Source organism: Aurantiacibacter arachoides (assembly GCF_009827335.1).
In the GTDB taxonomy this organism is placed as follows: domain Bacteria; phylum Pseudomonadota; class Alphaproteobacteria; order Sphingomonadales; family Sphingomonadaceae; genus Alteraurantiacibacter; species Alteraurantiacibacter arachoides.
The window spans coordinates 1,946,702-1,962,400 of the sequence record NZ_WTYH01000001.1 but is presented as its reverse complement, the minus strand read 5'-3'; the positions used below and the strand labels follow the sequence as shown (position 1 = coordinate 1,962,400).

The 15,699-nt window shown below is 60.6% G+C and carries 12 protein-coding genes; 7 read left to right on the top strand and 5 right to left on the bottom strand.

The window, feature by feature from the left end; translation table 11 throughout:
* Positions 1–475 precede the first annotated feature (475 nt).
* Positions 476–2,044 (top strand): alpha-amylase family glycosyl hydrolase, encoded by a 1,569-nt coding sequence (locus tag GRI62_RS09620; RefSeq protein WP_188669364.1) that lies wholly within the window; start codon positions 476–478, stop codon positions 2,042–2,044.
* Positions 2,041–3,048, top strand: a complete 1,008-nt coding sequence (locus GRI62_RS09615) for a glycosyltransferase family 4 protein (protein WP_131453157.1) — start codon at positions 2,041–2,043, stop codon at positions 3,046–3,048. The genes GRI62_RS09620 and GRI62_RS09615 overlap by 4 nt, the downstream gene beginning before the upstream one ends.
* An 846-nt stretch (positions 3,049–3,894) precedes the next feature.
* Here the strand turns inward: GRI62_RS09615 and GRI62_RS09610 are convergent.
* Complete coding sequence (locus GRI62_RS09610) at positions 3,895–5,061, bottom strand: helix-turn-helix domain-containing protein (protein WP_131453156.1); 1,167 nt, start codon at positions 5,059–5,061, stop codon at positions 3,895–3,897.
* A 63-nt stretch (positions 5,062–5,124) separates the two neighbouring features.
* On the opposite strand from GRI62_RS09610, the gene GRI62_RS09605 reads away from it, so the two are divergent.
* Positions 5,125–7,188, top strand: coding sequence for a TonB-dependent receptor (locus GRI62_RS09605; RefSeq protein ID WP_131453155.1), 2,064 nt, complete (start codon positions 5,125–5,127; stop codon positions 7,186–7,188).
* A 22-nt stretch (positions 7,189–7,210) separates the two neighbouring features.
* Here GRI62_RS09605 and GRI62_RS09600 read toward each other — a convergent pair whose 3' ends face one another.
* The 4 genes from GRI62_RS09600 to GRI62_RS09585 all read right to left on the bottom strand — a co-directional run bounded on the left by GRI62_RS09600 (position 7,211) and on the right by GRI62_RS09585 (position 12,157).
* On the bottom strand, positions 7,211–8,107 hold the full coding sequence (locus GRI62_RS09600) for a Csu type fimbrial protein (RefSeq protein WP_131453154.1): 897 nt from the start codon (positions 8,105–8,107) through the stop codon (positions 7,211–7,213).
* 32 nt (positions 8,108–8,139) lie between these two features.
* Positions 8,140–10,683, bottom strand: a complete 2,544-nt coding sequence (locus GRI62_RS09595; RefSeq protein ID WP_131453153.1) for a fimbrial biogenesis outer membrane usher protein — start codon at positions 10,681–10,683, stop codon at positions 8,140–8,142.
* Between the two features lie 81 nt (positions 10,684–10,764).
* Entirely contained in the window at positions 10,765–11,529 is a 765-nt protein-coding gene (locus tag GRI62_RS09590) for a fimbrial biogenesis chaperone (protein ID WP_160731854.1), read from the bottom strand.
* A gap of 100 nt (positions 11,530–11,629) precedes the next feature.
* Positions 11,630–12,157 carry a hypothetical protein gene (locus tag GRI62_RS09585; RefSeq protein WP_131453151.1) on the bottom strand — a complete coding sequence of 176 codons (528 nt, stop codon included), beginning with the start codon at positions 12,155–12,157 and terminating at the stop codon, positions 11,630–11,632.
* A 465-nt stretch (positions 12,158–12,622) separates the two neighbouring features.
* Here GRI62_RS09585 and GRI62_RS09580 point away from each other — a divergent pair, with 465 nt between their 5' ends.
* The 4 genes from GRI62_RS09580 to GRI62_RS09565 all read left to right on the top strand — a co-directional run bounded on the left by GRI62_RS09580 (position 12,623) and on the right by GRI62_RS09565 (position 15,699).
* A complete protein-coding gene (locus tag GRI62_RS09580; RefSeq protein ID WP_131453150.1) occupies positions 12,623–13,303 on the top strand; it encodes a helix-turn-helix transcriptional regulator in 681 nt (226 codons plus the stop codon).
* 652 nt (positions 13,304–13,955) lie between these two features.
* Complete coding sequence (locus GRI62_RS09575; RefSeq protein ID WP_131453149.1) at positions 13,956–14,339, top strand: ArsR/SmtB family transcription factor; 384 nt, start codon at positions 13,956–13,958, stop codon at positions 14,337–14,339.
* A complete protein-coding gene (locus GRI62_RS09570; RefSeq protein WP_131453148.1) occupies positions 14,336–15,265 on the top strand; it encodes an MBL fold metallo-hydrolase in 930 nt (309 codons plus the stop codon). Before GRI62_RS09575 ends, GRI62_RS09570 begins: the two co-directional genes overlap by 4 nt.
* The gene (locus tag GRI62_RS09565) at positions 15,265–15,699 is read left to right on the top strand and encodes a YeeE/YedE family protein (protein ID WP_188669312.1); all 435 of its coding nucleotides are present in this window, start codon (positions 15,265–15,267) and stop codon (positions 15,697–15,699) included. Before GRI62_RS09570 ends, GRI62_RS09565 begins: the two co-directional genes overlap by 1 nt.

Sequence of the window (15,699 nt, the reverse complement as noted above, 5' to 3'; positions counted from 1 at the left end):
TCTGTGATTTTCGACATTTGTTGAACGACGGACGGCCGACCGGCTCGAACGGTCAAAAAGCCGTCTATCGACATGCGCCCCAGACGCCCAACGCGAACAACAGCCCTTCATGGCGCAGTTGCGCACAAACCAAATGGACGAGGCGATCATTCTGCTGCGGCAGTCATCGCTCAATGGCCGCCAGAACGATCTTTGCAATCCCGGGCGCAGGCAAGTGGGTCCGATAATGGGCTCGCAGCCCGATGGCGAAGAACAACGTTTTGAGGGCGTGGTAGGAAGGTTGGGAGCCCGAAGCCATTTGCGACTTTGCTTACGCGGGGGGGCTTTCCCGGTGATCGCCGCGCCATTTGGGGAATGCAGCGTTTAGGGAATGGCCAGCTCAGGTTGACCAAGCATTTGCGAGGCAGCGCGATGTGAAGCACCCCGTGGATAATCCATGGTTCCCCTAAGCGCGGCGAGCTGGCAACACCGCTGGATGCAGAATTCGGACACGAGCGCCTGGTGGCAACACGGGGTCATCTACCAAGTCTATCCGCGATCCTTCAACGATGGCGATGGCGACGGGATCGGTGATCTGGCGGGCATCATCGCGCGCCTCGATTATATCGCGGCGCTCGGCGTCGATGCGATCTGGCTGTCGCCCATCTTTCCCTCACCCATGGCCGATTTCGGTTACGACGTGGCGGATTATTGCGGGATCGAGCCGCTGTTCGGCGATATCGAAACCTTTGATAGACTGCTGGCGCAAGCCCATCGGCGCGGGCTCAGGATCCTGCTGGATTTCGTCCCCAATCATTCCTCCGACCAGCATCCGTGGTTCCAGGAAAGCCGTTCCAGCCGCGATAATCCCAAGCGCGACTGGTACATCTGGCGCGATGCCAAACCGGATGGCAGCCCGCCCAACAACTGGATCAGCGACTTCGGCGGCAGCGCCTGGGAGTGGGACGAGGCGACGGGGCAGTATTATCTCCACGCCTTTCTTTCCGAACAACCGGACCTCAACTGGCGCAACCCGCAGCTGAAAGCTGCCATGATCGACGTGCTGAAGTTCTGGTTCGATCGCGGTGTCGATGGCTTTCGCATCGACGTGCTGTGGCACATCGTGAAGGCCGAGGGTCTGCCCGATAACCCGCCAAACCCGGACTGGACCCCGGATCGCACCGAACGCGACCGGTTGATCCAGCGCCATTCCACCGACCAGCCGGAAGCGCATGCGATCAGCGCCGAGTTCCGCGCGCTGGCCGACCAGTACAACGACCGGCTCCTGGTCGGGGAGATTTTCCTGCCGCACGATCGCCACGCCCGCTGGTACGGGACGGTCGATAGGCCCCAGGTGCACCTGCCGTTCAATTTCCAGCTCATCGAAAGCGCGTGGGATGCCGACGGGCTGCGCGACCTCATGGCGCAATATTTGGACTCCCTTCCACCGCATGGCTGGCCGAACTGGGTGCTGGGCAGCCACGATGCGCCCCGGATCGCGGGCCGCGTTGGCGAGGCGCAGGCGCGGGTCGCCATGATGCTGCTGCTGACCCTGCGCGGCACGCCCACGCTTTACCAGGGGGACGAACTGGCCATCGGGAAGGTGGAGATCCCGCCCGATCGCATCCGCGATCCGCAGCATTTCCGCCAGCCGGCGCTCGATATCGGCCGGGATCCCTCGCGCACGCCGATGCCGTGGGACGCCTCGCCCAACGCCGGTTTCAGCGCGGCCGAACCGTGGCTGCCGTTCAATCCCGACTGGGCCACGCGCAATGTTGCAGCACAGGACGCCGATCCCTCTTCGATGCTGGCGCTGACGCGGGCCCTGCTGGCGCTGCGCCGGCAGGAAAGCGCGCTGTCCATCGGCGCGATGCGGCTGCTGGATGCACCCGCCGGGGTGATCGCGTTCGAGCGCGCGCATCTGGATCGCACGCTCACCATCCTGCTCAATCTGACCGATGCCGCGATTGCCGTTCCGTGGGACACCGTGCCGCTACTCTCCACGCTCGACGGCGAACCGCAGGCCGGAATCCTGCGACCTGACGAAGGGTTGGTTCTGCAATGAAAATCGCCATGCTCGCGTCGATCGCATGGCGCACTCCGCCTCGCCACTACGGCCCGTGGGAACTGGTGACGCATCTCCTGACCGAGGCCCTGGTGGCGCGCGGCGTGGACGTTACCCTGTTCGCGACGCTGGACAGCCTGACGACGGCCACGCTCGCGGGCGTGGTGCCCGCGCCTTACGAAGAAGACCCGGCGATCGATGCCAAGGTCTGGGAATATCGCCACCTGGCCCATCTGTTCGAGCGTGCGGACGAATTCGACCTGATCCACAACCAGGCCGATTTTCCGGCCCATGCCTTTGCCAACCTCGTCGATACCCCGATGGTGACGACCATCCATGGCTTCTCGTCCGAGCGGATCATGCCGATGTACAAGCCGTTCGATCGCCGTGTCCATTTCGTGGCCATCAGCGCGGCGGACCGCCACCCGGACCTGCGCTATGCCGCCACCATCCACCACGGCATTCGCATGGAAGACTTCCCCCTGGATCGCCACGGCGCCCCCGGCTTGCTGTTCTTCGGGCGCATCCATCCCGACAAGGGCGCGGCAGAGGCGATTGCGGCGGCCAGCGCGGCCGGGCGAGCGCTCGATATCTACGGCATCGTGCAGGATGGCGCCTATTTCGATCGCGAGGTAAAACCGGCGCTGGGTGATCGCGTGCGCTATCACGGCCCGGTGGGCGGCGCGGCGCGCATCACGGCGCTCGGCCAGGCGCGGGCACTGCTGCACCTGATCACTTTTGACGAACCGTTCGGCCTGTCCGTCGTCGAAGCCATGGCCTGTGGCACGCCCGTCATCGCGACCCGGCGCGGATCGATGGCGGAACTGATCGAGGACGGTGTCACCGGGTTCCTGGTAGACAGCACTGCCGAGGCGGTCGACGCGGTGGCCCGGGTCGGCGACCTCGACCGCGAAACGATCCGCCGCCGGACCATGGAGCGTTTCAGCGTGGAGCGAATGGCGGACGAATACCTCTCGCTCTATCAGGAAATCTTGAGGAGCTGAACTTCTCGAGCACGTCAGTTCACCACGCATAGGACGACTCCCTTCGGTCGATGGAAGCGAGACCCCACGCGACATCCAGGTTTTCAGGAGAGCAGCGGCCCGAGTATCCTTTGCAATTCAGTAAGAGCGCGGCCTACCAGCCTCTACAGTTTCTGATCGTGGGTTACGGATCCTCAGTCCCCTGCCAGGTGAATGCGTCACCATTGTCCACGGCGCCCGATTTTACGGTCTCCGGATCGCCGACGCCTGTAGTGAACGACCAGCGCCGCCAGGATCAACACGATCCCGGCCAACGCGACGTATGCTATCAATTCGCGAATAGTCATGGGCGTCCCTCTTGCAATTGCTGCCAAATCGCGCGTACTGCACTCGCCGCATTACGGAAAGCTGTTTGAGGCGAGGGGCAGCGAATATGTGGTCCTTTTAAAACTTTTCCCAGCCAACTTCTGAAAAGGGTCAGACATGATATTTAAAGAGCAATGGTCTAAGCCTGAGATTACCGACATGGATGGAGCGGCACCTGATTTGATAATGGATGGGACTGGTGCGAATATTGAATTCGATAGCGGCCCAACATCTTGATATTACGCGGGTCTCGTCGGTCCTAACCGAATTGCGCGTAGCTCATGACGAAATATCCGACGCTTCGACCTGCGCCTAAAGATCTCGAAGGCGCGCCCGGTCGAGTCTTCGCTCGCTACGCCAAAGGCACCGCCAGCGTTCCGCGGCGGCGAGGGTAGGGCGATACAATGCGCCCGTTGGCCGAAGGCTTTTGACCAGGGAGAAGTCTCGCCAATCGAAGACGAGATGCGATCAGACTGACAGCACCCCTGGCAACGAACATGCTCATGGTCTGGCGCGCACTATCAGCGTCCGATGGGAAAGGTCTGCCCCTTGCTGCCCGGTAACTGCAATCAACGCTTCGAATGAACCCTGAGGGCTGACGTCAGCCAATCCGTCAGGAAGGTCCGCTCCAGCCACAACCGGGCTTACCGCGCGCAAGCCCGTATCCCGTTCGCTGGCCACCACGATGATGGCTGCACCAGTGGGTGCCGTGTACCGAGCGAGATAAGCGTAATCTTCGTAGAAGGCCGGTGACGTAAGGCTACGCGCCTCGTTGCTTATGTAGGCTCTACCGCTTCGGCGATCAGTCAGTTCGTCGTAGCTTTCGCCAACCTTGAAACCGCTTGTTCGGAACGTCTGCTCCTCAAGCACATGCATGCCACTCAGCAGCCCTACATAGACCACATCGAAGTAATTGAGCATGTCAGGTTTGACCGAAGAGCCGGCGATGACGGTTACATCCTTTCCGGCCTCCGAAAGCATCGGGAGCAATTCGCGAAGGGCGTATGCGCTCGAAAAGGGAAGGTAGTTCAGCCCGACATCCTCGGCATTGCCGTACCGGGCTGGCTCCGATTGCTGAAGGGCCGCCAAACCCTCTGGTCCGTTCACCCGGAAATCACGGATCAAGCGCCCATACTCGGGCCGAACGGGATCGATTTCACCAAAAAGGTAGTAATCGCCGATCACCAGCAACACCGGGCGGTCAGAATGGGCGAGAGGCTGCCAGATCGCATTTGGAAATGCGGGGCGTTGAACGAAGGCGAAGACCAGCGCCATGACGGCGGCAGTGATAACACTTCCCAACAAGGCCGGCATACCCCACCGGGATCGCACAGTGGGGGCAAATTCCGGGTCGGTTTCCAGCCGCAAGGCGTATGTTCCGGAAGGGAGAGCTATACGCCAACCCCTCTCGATGTCCGTGTCCATGGCATAGAAGTTGTCGATCTTCTTGCGCAGGCGATGGATGTAGACGCGTACTGTCGCATCGTCGGCGTCAGTCTCGTCTTGCCTGAATACCTCTCGAGCAATCTCGTCTTGGGTCATCGGATGACCATCCGGCCCACGGGAAACCAGATGATCGAACAGATCGCGCAGGCGACCGCCACGCCCGACAACGCCGGCTGCCCTCAACCGTTCGGCTTCCGCCGCAAATTTCGCTGTAACGTCCATGTAACAGGCCGATTACCGTAATTTACGGTGCTGCGCGAGAGTGTCGCTGGCAGTTGACTAAGGATGACACATCCTGCCTCCGGTTTCGCACTGCTTTTCGGCATCGCCATCTCACTGGCACCCGCCATCTCCGCGCGAGCGCAGGTGGATGAAGCAGGGGACGATCCTGATGCAACAGGATCCACAACACAGGAAATCTATGTCTTTGGCCGGGGAGAAGAGCGCATTGGCAATGCAGGGGCGGCCAGCGAAGGCGGGATAGCGGGGGCAGACATTTCCCTGCGTCCGCTACTGCGCCCCGGCGAACTGCTGGAATCGACCCCAGGCCTTATTGCGACCCAGCATTCGGGAGGCGGCAAGGCCAACCAGTTCTTCCTGCGTGGCTTCAATCTCGACCATGGAACCGACTATTCGGTCTATCTCGATGATGTGCCGCTCAACTTTCGCACGCACGGTCACGGGCAGGGGTATCTCGATGTCAACGGCCTCATTCCGGAGTCCGTAGCTCGGGTAGACTACCGCAAGGGCCCGTATCGTGCGGACGCCGGCGATTTCAGCTTCGTGGGGTCATCCGCTGTCGCAACAGTTGATCGCCTTGACCCGTTTGTCACCGTGGAGGCGGGCAGCTTCGACTATTACCGCGTCGCAGGCGGCGGTTCAGTACGCGTTGCAGGCGGGGATCTCCTGCTGATCGGACAAGCAAGATTGAACAATGGCCCGTGGGAATTGCCGGAGGACTTTGAAGGCTATTCGACGCTTGCCAAATTCACACTGCCGCTCGGCACCGGTGATCTTTCTGTGAGCTACAACTATTACAACGCAACATGGGCCCCGACCGAACAGATACCGGATCGTGTCGTGGGCACGCCCCTGTGCGCCGACCGTTATTGTTCGCTCGACGTTACATTGCGCGGGGACAGCGAGCGCGGCATTTTCACGGTCAACTTTCTTTCAGACGACTGGCGCATCACGGCGTTTGCCCAACATTATGATTGGAGCCTGCTGTCCAATTTCACGTTTTTTCTCGAAGATCCGGCAAATGGCGACCAGATCCGTCAATACGACAGTCTCTGGACATACGGTGGGCGTCTGGAACACACGGCGCGCCTGTCCAGCAGCATGACATTGCGCGTAGGCGCCGAAGCACGATACGATGACATCGCGCGTGTCGGTCTGGACGAGACGATCGCAGGTGCGACGGAACGTACCGTGGGCGCCTTTGCCGTCGAGGAAGCTTCGCTCGGTCTCTACGCAGAGGCCGTGTGGCGTCCGATTGAAAGACTGATGGTGATCGCTGGAATACGCGCCGACTGGTATGATTTCGAAACCAGAGCGCTGGAAGGTGCCGCAAGCTGGTCAGGCTCAGTTTCAGACGACGCCCTAGGCCCCAAGATCGGACTGAATTACGAGATTGCCGACGGGTTCGCCGTCTATGCAAACCGGGGCGAGGGCTTTCATTCCAACGATGCGCGCGGCGTGACCAGCCCCATCGATCCGGCGCCCGGCTTGGTAGAAGGAGACTTTGAGGAACTGGGCTTTCGGGTCGAGCGAGGAGGGCTGATACTCACCGGCGTTTACTGGTGGAGCAGTATCGAAAGCGAGTTGATCTATGTCGGCGATTCCGGCGCTGTCGAGCCATCCAATCCCGGCGAACGGCACGGATACGAGCTTACCGCTTTTTACCGTCCTCTGGACTGGTTGGCGATCGACGCGGTGTGGACAGGGACAACCTCGCGCTTCACCGGGCTTCCGAAGGGTGAGAATTTCGTACCGGGCGCCCTTGAATCCTCTGGTGAACTCGGTGCGATTGCGGCTTTTGCAGATTGGAACGCCGCTGTTCGGCTTCGCTATCTTGGTCCGCACGCCTTGCTGGAGGACAATTCGGTCCGCGGCGAAGCGACAACTCTGGTCAATGCTCGCATTGCGTGGACACCGCAAAACCTGCAGTCGAATGAGGGCTGGGAATTTCATCTTGAGCTGCTGAATGCCATGAATTCAGATGGCAATGACATCGACTATTTTTACGAGACCCGTTTGCCAGGCGAGCCTCTCGGGGGTGTCGCCGGCACTAACAGTCGCATCGTCGAGCCTCGCCAGTTGCGTATTGGCCTGACAAGACGTTTCTGACGGGGCGCCCCCTGCATTCCGATCAATCATCGACGACGAAGGTGATCGTCAGCGTGTCGGAATAATCGCCCGCTGCCGCACCGGGCTGCGGATCGACCGAGACCCTAACCGGCAGTGCGGTAGTGGACGCACCGGGAACGACAATTTCCTGCCGCACAAGAGGCTGCGAAAGATCAAGCGCCTGTCCGCCCATCCAGACGCGGTAGGGGATGCCTGGTGCATTCGCGAAATGCGCAAGTCGTCCGCGATTTGCTGATGACAGCTCCGTGCTGACCCTCGCATTACTGGCGATCGAGAAGTCGAGCGTGTGATCGGCGCCTTGGCTCAAATCGCCCAGGTCAATGTTGAGGTCGCGCTGACCCGGCCCGACCTCGCGGCTCTCGACTCTCAATGCACTCGCGACCGGGACGACGATGCCGAGGACCGCTTGGTCAGCAAGTTCGGGTGAACCGAAGTCATCTTCGAAGAGCCTGAATTCGGTGCGGCCACTGTAAGCGCCCCCAGGAACGAACTGCCCCGGCGGCACGTCAACGTAAAGGGTGACAGTCTGCACACCCGCACCGCGCGGAAACCGCCCGCGCACACGCGACAACTGGTCGCCGAGATAGTCCGGTGACAGCACGGAAGGGCCGCTAGGCTGAATCATGACGTCATAGAACAGGCGACCGGCAGGCCCTGACAAGGCCGGCGTATCCGCTGCAGTGTCCGCAATGCCTGTCAGGAAGTAGTCGCAGGCACGTCCCTCGTGCCGGATCGAAACCGTGACTATTTCAAATGATTGCTCGGTGTCGAAGACGTCGTATCCCCGGCCGTAAGGCCCTCTCCAGTCAACATTGCTGTCGACCTGAAGTTCGAGCCGGCAGTCGTCATCCTCCAGAACATCCTGCGCCTGTGCCACAGAGGGCGCAACGATCAGCATGCAGGACGTTGCAAAAGCTTGAATTGACGCCTTCACCGTTCCTCTCCTTCTTCGTGAGGCATCAATCGCGTTGCCACCGGATCGTCGAGGCGCACGATTCCAAGTGCATCCTCCGGCACGGCAAGGATCGTTCCTTCGCTTATGCTTTGACCGGGAAAGGTCAGGACATAACTTTCGCCGGCAACAAGACCGTCGAGGAAAAAGCGGCCTGCCGCGTTCGTGAAGACCTGCGCGGCGTCGTTATCGTCGTTTCCGTCGCTGGACCGGACTGATCCCGTGAAAAAGGCGAGCGGGCTCCCATCTGCGAATGTCAGCGTGCCTACCAGCGAGACATTGGCTGCGCTGCCAACCTTCAAAGCATAGCCGCTGCGATATCCGGGCCGCAGAGCGAAAACTTGCCCGCCAAGCGATGTTCCTGCGGGTGCATCTGGCGCGTCGACCTGCAGGCTGCGATCGAAATAGGGGGGTAGGGTCGGCACGACGGCGGGGCCCAGTGCGCCGCTGTAAGCGGTATAATAGGTCTCCGTTGACCCGAAGCCGCGGCGCGGTTCGACAGCAATCTGGTAATCGCCGGCCCTCTCGTCGATGTCGACCAGAGCGAAGCTGTTGGAAATTGGGCGGCCGATGCCGAACATTCCGTCCGCCATGTAGAGGGCAGTGCCGAAATTGACGACCGTGCGGATATCATCCAGCCCGTTACTGCCATGGACGCGTACTTGTTCGAGTGTGCCTTCGAAGCGATTGCCGATATAATTGGCACGTATGAACTGCCGGTCGAAATCGTCACGCCGTTCGATGCCGCCACTAAGTCCGACCGATCCGACGCCGAGTGCGGTAAGGCGCGTATAATCAGCGCGAAACGCATTGTCCTGCGTGGTGTAGCTTGCCGTCGCCGTGCCTGGGCCGAGCGGCATCGAATAGGCGAGCCTGAAGATCGCCCCGTCTGCATTCGTTCCACCCTGATATTCCGCCCCCAGCGACAGGGCCCCGAATGGCAGTTGATACGACGCGCTCAGACCACCGTAATAGCGTTCCCCAAACTCGCGCGCGTCCTCATATCCCCCGTAGATTGTCGCTCGCAGGCGCTGACCGATCATCTGCCCTGCTCGTGCCTGGGCTGAAACGCTGATGACATTGCCGCCGAAGAGCTGATTTAGCGTGCGATAACGCGAACCCGTCAGGATCGCCTGCGCATCGATGGCTCTGCCACGCACGCTATCAGTATCACGCCAGGCATATTGCACAGCAAATCTGCTCGTATCGAAACCTGGATCGCGAATATTGGTCGAGGCATTGAAAGCGAAAGAGCCGAAGGATGACGCCCAGACGGCTTCCGCCCCGACCGTATCGAAATGGCGGTTGCCTTCCCAGCTCAGGCCCGCGGTGAGGGTGTCGGTAAAGCCGCGGCGGACATAGCCGATGACATTGTAGTCGCCCGTATCATAAATGCGGCGGCCACCATCGTCGCGATAGGATACGCCTGCGTTCAGCGCGAAGTCGACAAGTCCCGGATCCAGCAACTCGATGTCGAAGAAAGCAGGATAGACCAGCACTTCGGTTCGCCCGCTGGCATAGGTGATACGCAATTCGATATCGTTCGCGGCGGATGGAATCAGTGGGAAATCGCGCAGGTTGTAACGACCCGAGTTGAGATCGTAGGTTCGCACCGGGGCGCCATTCAGGATGACTTCGACCCGAGCAGGCTCGTCGAGCTGGAACCCCTGTTCGGGCGTCGGGCGAATGTTGCGATAGGGATCGATCGGAAATTCGCGGAAGGCTGCGATGCCGGCGATGCGGGGCGCCAGTTGAAAGGGCCGTCGACCGACGCTAAGATCGCCCAACTCATACCGGATCAGATTTTCGGTATCATCATAGGTAAGCCGCACATCCTGACGGCTGAAGTTGCGGCGTTCATCGTATCGGAAGCGCGCCTGCAGGGCGACCCCTCCGATGTTGAAACCCGCATCGATATCGGCGGCCAATCCCCCTAATCCTGTGTCGGCGAAGCTCGACTGCTCGATGACATCAATGCCTGCGCGGGCCGAGAGATAGGCCGAGATGTCAGCTTGATCGACATAATCCAGCTCGGCTCGGCTCCTCGCAGTGCGCAGAGCAAGGTCACGCGCGTTGCGACGCTCCGGAGGGATCGCGATCTGCAAGGCAAGGCGTCCGGGATCAAACACGACCTCGAAATCGAGCGCGCGGAGGTCGTCGAACCCAACACTATCCTGCGTAGCGAGTTGCTCCAGCGCCACTTTTGTATCGCCGACCGCGACCGGTATAAGGGCGGTGCGCAGCAACTGGGGGTCGATCGTCCCGCCCCCGTTGCCCGGATCGATGGCAAAATCGCCGACATAGATTTGATCGACTTGAACAGCGTAGATGCCAGCGGCAGTTACCGGACGGTCCGTACCAAAAATCTGTCGGAACAGGGCATCGGCATCAACACTCTCGGCCACCACCGGCTGCCGGTCGGCAGTGGTCGATTCTTGCTCCGGGTTCGTAGTGGGCCTGTCTTGTTGATCGGCAACTGGCTCAATGGACCGACCCGGCTCCTGGCTGAAAGCACGTGCCAAGGGTGTGCATGTCAATAACAGCATTACCGCCGCCCGTACGAAAGATGCGGGGCGAAAGGGATAAGCCATCGCCCGCACACCTTATTGCAGGACGACATAGCGCGTCGTGAGTGCACCGCTTAGCGGGCCGGGCGGAAGCTGAGCGGGCGCGGCGATGCGGACGCGGCGCTCCACCCCGGGCAGGATGTTCAGACCTTCTAGCGGCGTGATTGCATCTCCGGTCAACTCCAGCGCGCTTCCCCCCGCAGCTGTCAGTTCGATAACCGGCTCGTGCAGAATGGCACGCATGGTGCCCTCGGATACGATCGCGAGTTCCAGGCTTTCGACACCCGCCTCGTCGCGTACGCGTTCGACTGATACCAACCGGGCCGACGGTTCGGCGCCGTCGGGCAGGATGTAGAGTGCGGCTTCGTAACGATAGCGCACAGTGAGATCCGCCGCCCTGTCTGCATCGATGCGCTCCTCGAAGCGGATCGGCAATTGCTGGGTGACGATGCGATAGGCCAGTTCGCGTTCGGGTGCAGGATCGCCGACCCATTGCACCCTGAAGGACTGGCTTGAGTTGGGCGGTATCACCATTTGCGGTGGATAGACGATAAGGTCTTCGTCTTCGGGCTCGAGCTGGTCCTCTCCGGTCGGCATCTGCGTGCGTTGGAACGCCTGGATCTCGATAGCGATCGGCACACCGTGCGAGTTGGTGATGACCATGGTCTGGCTCGATCCCGCACCGTTCGGCTTTAGCTGCACGACGATTGGCGTGAGGTCGTAGGCTTCCGCCTGCTGGACCGGCACTATCAGGGCGGCTGTGCAGGCGAAGGTGGCAAAGGTACGAAACAGGTTTGACATTGGCAGTTCCCCCATTCTGCCGCCGTGCCGAGGCGTGCAAGGCGACCGGGAGGGGAGGAACCCCCTCCCGGTCTGGCTGCAAACTTCGGTAAGCGGGGGGTTAATAGTTTGCAGCGAGGGTGATGGTCAGCTCGTCGCTATACGTACCCGCGACGGCGTATTCGGCAATCGAGTCGAACGACAGGTCGAGGTTGCCGGTGCGCGTTCCGCCATTGACCAGGATGTTCGCCCAGTCGTTGTCGGTTACGATAACGACGGGGGACGCCTGCATGCTGGCGGAATTCGTGGAGGTCGCACCGATGCCGAGGCCGAGGAAGCTGGCCTCCACATCATAGTCGATGTTGACCGCGCCGCCGCTCTCCGCATGGCGCATGCCACCGTTCAGCGATTGCAGGGACACCGTGTAGGGCGAGTTGCACGAATAGACGATGGTCAGCACGCCCTGGTTGCCTGTGTCGAGCATATCGACGCCGTAGGATCCGCTGCCTTCGGGTACGAGTTCGCAATTGCTGGCGACCGAGCCGGATAGTGCGAGCGTGTAGGACTCAGAATCCTGCGCGGCGGCGGGGCTGGCGGCGAAGGCGGCGGGAACCGCTGCGATTGCGGCGAATTTGATCAGAGTCTTCATGGTATTCTCCCTTTGTGCTTGTGCCTGGACAAAGGGGACAACGCCGTCGCCGATTTATGGACCTCGTGAGTGGGACCGCCTGGGCCCTTAGAGTGGCAAGTCCAATATCTCCGGTGACGGTGATGTACCCCGGTCATAGGAATAGTCCTATCGCCCGGACAACGGTGCGCCCGTAGGACTCCGAATCGACTCTCAAATGTGAGGGGCGTCGGTACATTCTGGGCTTTGCAACCTGCCGCTTGGAGTTGCCGCCAACACTTTTGGACATTCGGAAACCCAAACGGACATCCGGACGCGATTTCGCAACTCCTAATTGTCTACTTGGCCAATTTTGGTTAACTTCTCACTTGCGAGCGGGGTAGGTCAGCCAATCACACAAAATTTTTGGTTTGCGAAAAACTCGAGGCGCTCGCTGGGGTCGCGGCAAATAGTGGAAGTTTTGAAGCTCTATTTAGGAGCCGCACGATGGTTGAGATGATTTCCGTAGCCGTGGTTTGCCATGGGGCGCTTATTCGCGACGCAATAATCGATACTCTCGTTACCGATGACATCTCGGTCGCCTGGTCTAGTGACGAGTTGGGGGCGCCTGATGCTAGCCGTTCGTTTGTAGACGTAGGCATTTACGTCCTTGGAAGCGGGAGTGAGGTGCATGAGCGGCAAGAGGCACAGCATCTGTTAGGTTTCGACGTAGGTAACTGGATAGTACTGTGCGACGACAAGCAGAACGCGCTCTGCAGGACGCTCTTGGCCAGGGATCTTCCCCTTGCCGTCGCTCCGATTGATCTGAGCCGTAGCGATCTGCGGGAGCTCGTTCGATTGGCCGCACGCAATCGCCGCCTGTGCGTTGACAGTATGTGCGATCGTTGCCCTGCGACGATCGTCAATCCTCTAGCGGATGTGTCGCTAAGCACTTCGCAGATCCAAATGATGCGTTATCTTGCCGAAGGGCTGAGCAACAAAGAGATTGCCCGCATAGATCACTGCTCCGAGAGCTTGATAAAGGTCCGGTTGCGGTCGCTTCTTGAAAAACTTGCAGTGCGCAACCGAACACAGGCCGCCGTTCTCGCGGCACGCTCAGGACTAATATCTGGGTCACGCGAGCCAGGAAAAAAAATCGGGCGCCCTACCTTGGTCAATAAAAGGTGAGCATCTGCGGTCAAAGCGGTGAACCGACATCTGCCACGAAACGGTGGGGCGCAGGTGGAACCGGGTCGTTCGGCTTTTCGGGGGGACTCCATCACCTGGGTTTCAGCCGGGCTAAAGGCTTCCGCCAGTCGAAGTAGCACCTTGATCAAGGCTGCGTGACGATCAAAAGAGAGATGCATTGCGAGTGGGGAGCGGCCCGGGGAGTGCTCGTCAATCGGACACCCGTTGCGTTTAGACCGACAGCACCTGCGGCAGAACTCTATTCGATGTCTTTGCCGTCCGACTTTTGGTCGAAATTGTCGACAGGCGAACTCTCGAAGTCCCGGCTTCGAAAGCAGGATTCTCGTAAGGGTCGACAAAATTTACCCTTCAGAAACGTCATCAAAATTCACCTTGCACTGACGATCTGGGTCAACCCAGCGCTGACCGCATCGCCATCAGCCACGAGGTCGTCCGCCGTTGGTGCAACAGGATCGGTCCGATAATAGCGGTCCGATGACCTATGGAAGCGGGTACCCGCCGACTTCCTGCGTCGTGAGAGCGAAGCATGCCCGACATGAACCGAGCTTACACCAAAAACACCCCGCGCTAGAACGATCAGACAGGGCGCCACTTGCATTTACATTATATAATGCTAATTTAGCATAACATAATGGAGATCGCAGTGAATCAGGTTGAACCTCCCAATACAGACTTCATCCGCCAAGCAGGCGAGGCATCCCGCCTGCTCAAGGTCATGGCCAACGAGTGCAGGCTGCTCATCCTCTGCTTTCTCGCAAAGGCAGGCGAGCTGTCGGTGGGCCAACTGACGGAGCGAGTCGGCCTCAGCCAGTCGGCCCTTTCGCAACATCTGGCCAAATTGCGCGACGAAGGGCTCGTCGCGACGCGCAAGGTATCGCAGTCGGTTTTCTACCGCGTCTGTGACCCGAAGGCTGAGCAGGTGCTTGCGCTACTCCATCAACTCTACTGCCCCGAACTTGGCCCCGAACCTGGCCAGGACCGCGGAGCAGATACCAGGACAGGAGAGACCGTATGACCCGGGACACCACCCTTGAAAGCGCGATCGATCAGGTGAATGCCGTGGTCGAAGCCAGGCTGCGGGCGCCGCACGTCAGGGCCTTCTTTCACGAACCGACCTTCACCGCCACCTACGTGGTGAGCGACGATGCGACCGGGAAGGCCGCGATAATCGACAGCGTGTGGGACTTTCACCAGCCGTCGGGTCGCACCAGCTTCGAGGCCGCGGACGAGATCGTCGCCTACGTGCAGGAGCAAGAGCTCAGCGTCGACTGGATCCTGGAAACCCACGCCCACGCGGACCACCTGTCGGCAGCGCCATATCTTCAGGAAAAGCTCGGCGGCAAACTGGCGATCGGGCGCGAGATCGTGACGGTGCAAGGCGTGTTCGGCAAGATCTTCAACGAAGGGACCGAGTTCGCGCGCGATGGCTCGCAGTTCGATCGTCTGCTGGAGGACGGCGACGTGCTAATGGTGGGCGACATTCCTCTGACCGTGCTGCACGTGCCGGGCCACACCCCGGCCGACATGGCCTATATCGTCGGTGATGCGGCCTTCGTCGGCGACACCATGTTCATGCCGGATTACGGCTCCGCCCGGGCGGACTTTCCGGGCGGCGATGCCCGTCTGCTCTACCGCTCCGTGCGGCGCCTGATGCGCCTGCCGGACAAGACCCGCGTGTTCCTGTGCCACGATTACAAGGCGCCCAATCGGGAGGAGTTCGTCTGGGAAACCACCATGCTGGCCGAGCGCACCGCCAACGTTCACCTGCACGAAGGTGTGACCGAGGACGCGTTCGTCGAGATGCGTACCCAGCGTGATGCGACGCTGGAGATGCCCAAGCTGATCCTGCCCTCGATCCAGGTCAACATGCGCGGCGGGCACCTGCCCCCTCCCGAGCAGGACGGAATTTCGTACCTCAAGGTCCCGGTGAACGCGCTGTGATGCTGCCGGGCTTTCCCGAAGCGGCTCCGCTGCAGGGCCTGATCGGCGGGGTGCTGATCGGTCTTGCCGCGGCACTGATGCTGCTTGGCTCCGGCCGCATCGCCGGCGTGTCGGGCATCCTGGCGCGCGGCACCGGTATCGCCGACGGCAGCATGGCGCGCACGAGTGCGTGGGCGTTCCTGATCGGACTACCTCTCGGCGCGTTGGCGATACGCCATGGCACCGACTGGCAGCCGGCTGCCTTTGCCGGCTGGCCGGTCCTGGTGATAGCCGGATTGCTTGTCGGCTTCGGAACCCGCCTGGGCAGCGGCTGCACCAGCGGGCACGGGGTGTGCGGGGTGAGCCGTTTCTCACAGCGTTCGATGGTGGCCACCGCGACTTTCATGGGCGCCGGGATTGCTACCGTTTTCGTCCTGAACATTGTGGGAGCCTGA

Excerpts from the sequence above, each read along its gene's own strand:
- GRI62_RS09620 (WP_188669364.1), top strand. The coding sequence starts at position 476 with ATGCAGAATTCGGACACGAGCGCCTGGTGGCAACACGGGGTCATCTAC.
- GRI62_RS09615 (WP_131453157.1), top strand. The coding sequence starts at position 2,041 with ATGAAAATCGCCATGCTCGCGTCGATCGCATGGCGCACTCCGCCTCGC.
- GRI62_RS09610 (WP_131453156.1), bottom strand. The coding sequence starts at position 5,061 with ATGGACGTTACAGCGAAATTTGCGGCGGAAGCCGAACGGTTGAGGGCA.
- GRI62_RS09605 (WP_131453155.1), top strand. The coding sequence starts at position 5,125 with ATGACACATCCTGCCTCCGGTTTCGCACTGCTTTTCGGCATCGCCATC.
- GRI62_RS09600 (WP_131453154.1), bottom strand. The coding sequence starts at position 8,107 with ATGCTGATCGTTGCGCCCTCTGTGGCACAGGCGCAGGATGTTCTGGAG.
- GRI62_RS09590 (WP_160731854.1), bottom strand. The coding sequence starts at position 11,529 with ATGTCAAACCTGTTTCGTACCTTTGCCACCTTCGCCTGCACAGCCGCC.
- GRI62_RS09585 (WP_131453151.1), bottom strand. The coding sequence starts at position 12,157 with ATGAAGACTCTGATCAAATTCGCCGCAATCGCAGCGGTTCCCGCCGCC.
- GRI62_RS09580 (WP_131453150.1), top strand. The coding sequence starts at position 12,623 with ATGGTTGAGATGATTTCCGTAGCCGTGGTTTGCCATGGGGCGCTTATT.
- GRI62_RS09575 (WP_131453149.1), top strand. The coding sequence starts at position 13,956 with ATGGAGATCGCAGTGAATCAGGTTGAACCTCCCAATACAGACTTCATC.
- GRI62_RS09570 (WP_131453148.1), top strand. The coding sequence starts at position 14,336 with ATGACCCGGGACACCACCCTTGAAAGCGCGATCGATCAGGTGAATGCC.
- GRI62_RS09565 (WP_188669312.1), top strand. The coding sequence starts at position 15,265 with ATGCTGCCGGGCTTTCCCGAAGCGGCTCCGCTGCAGGGCCTGATCGGC.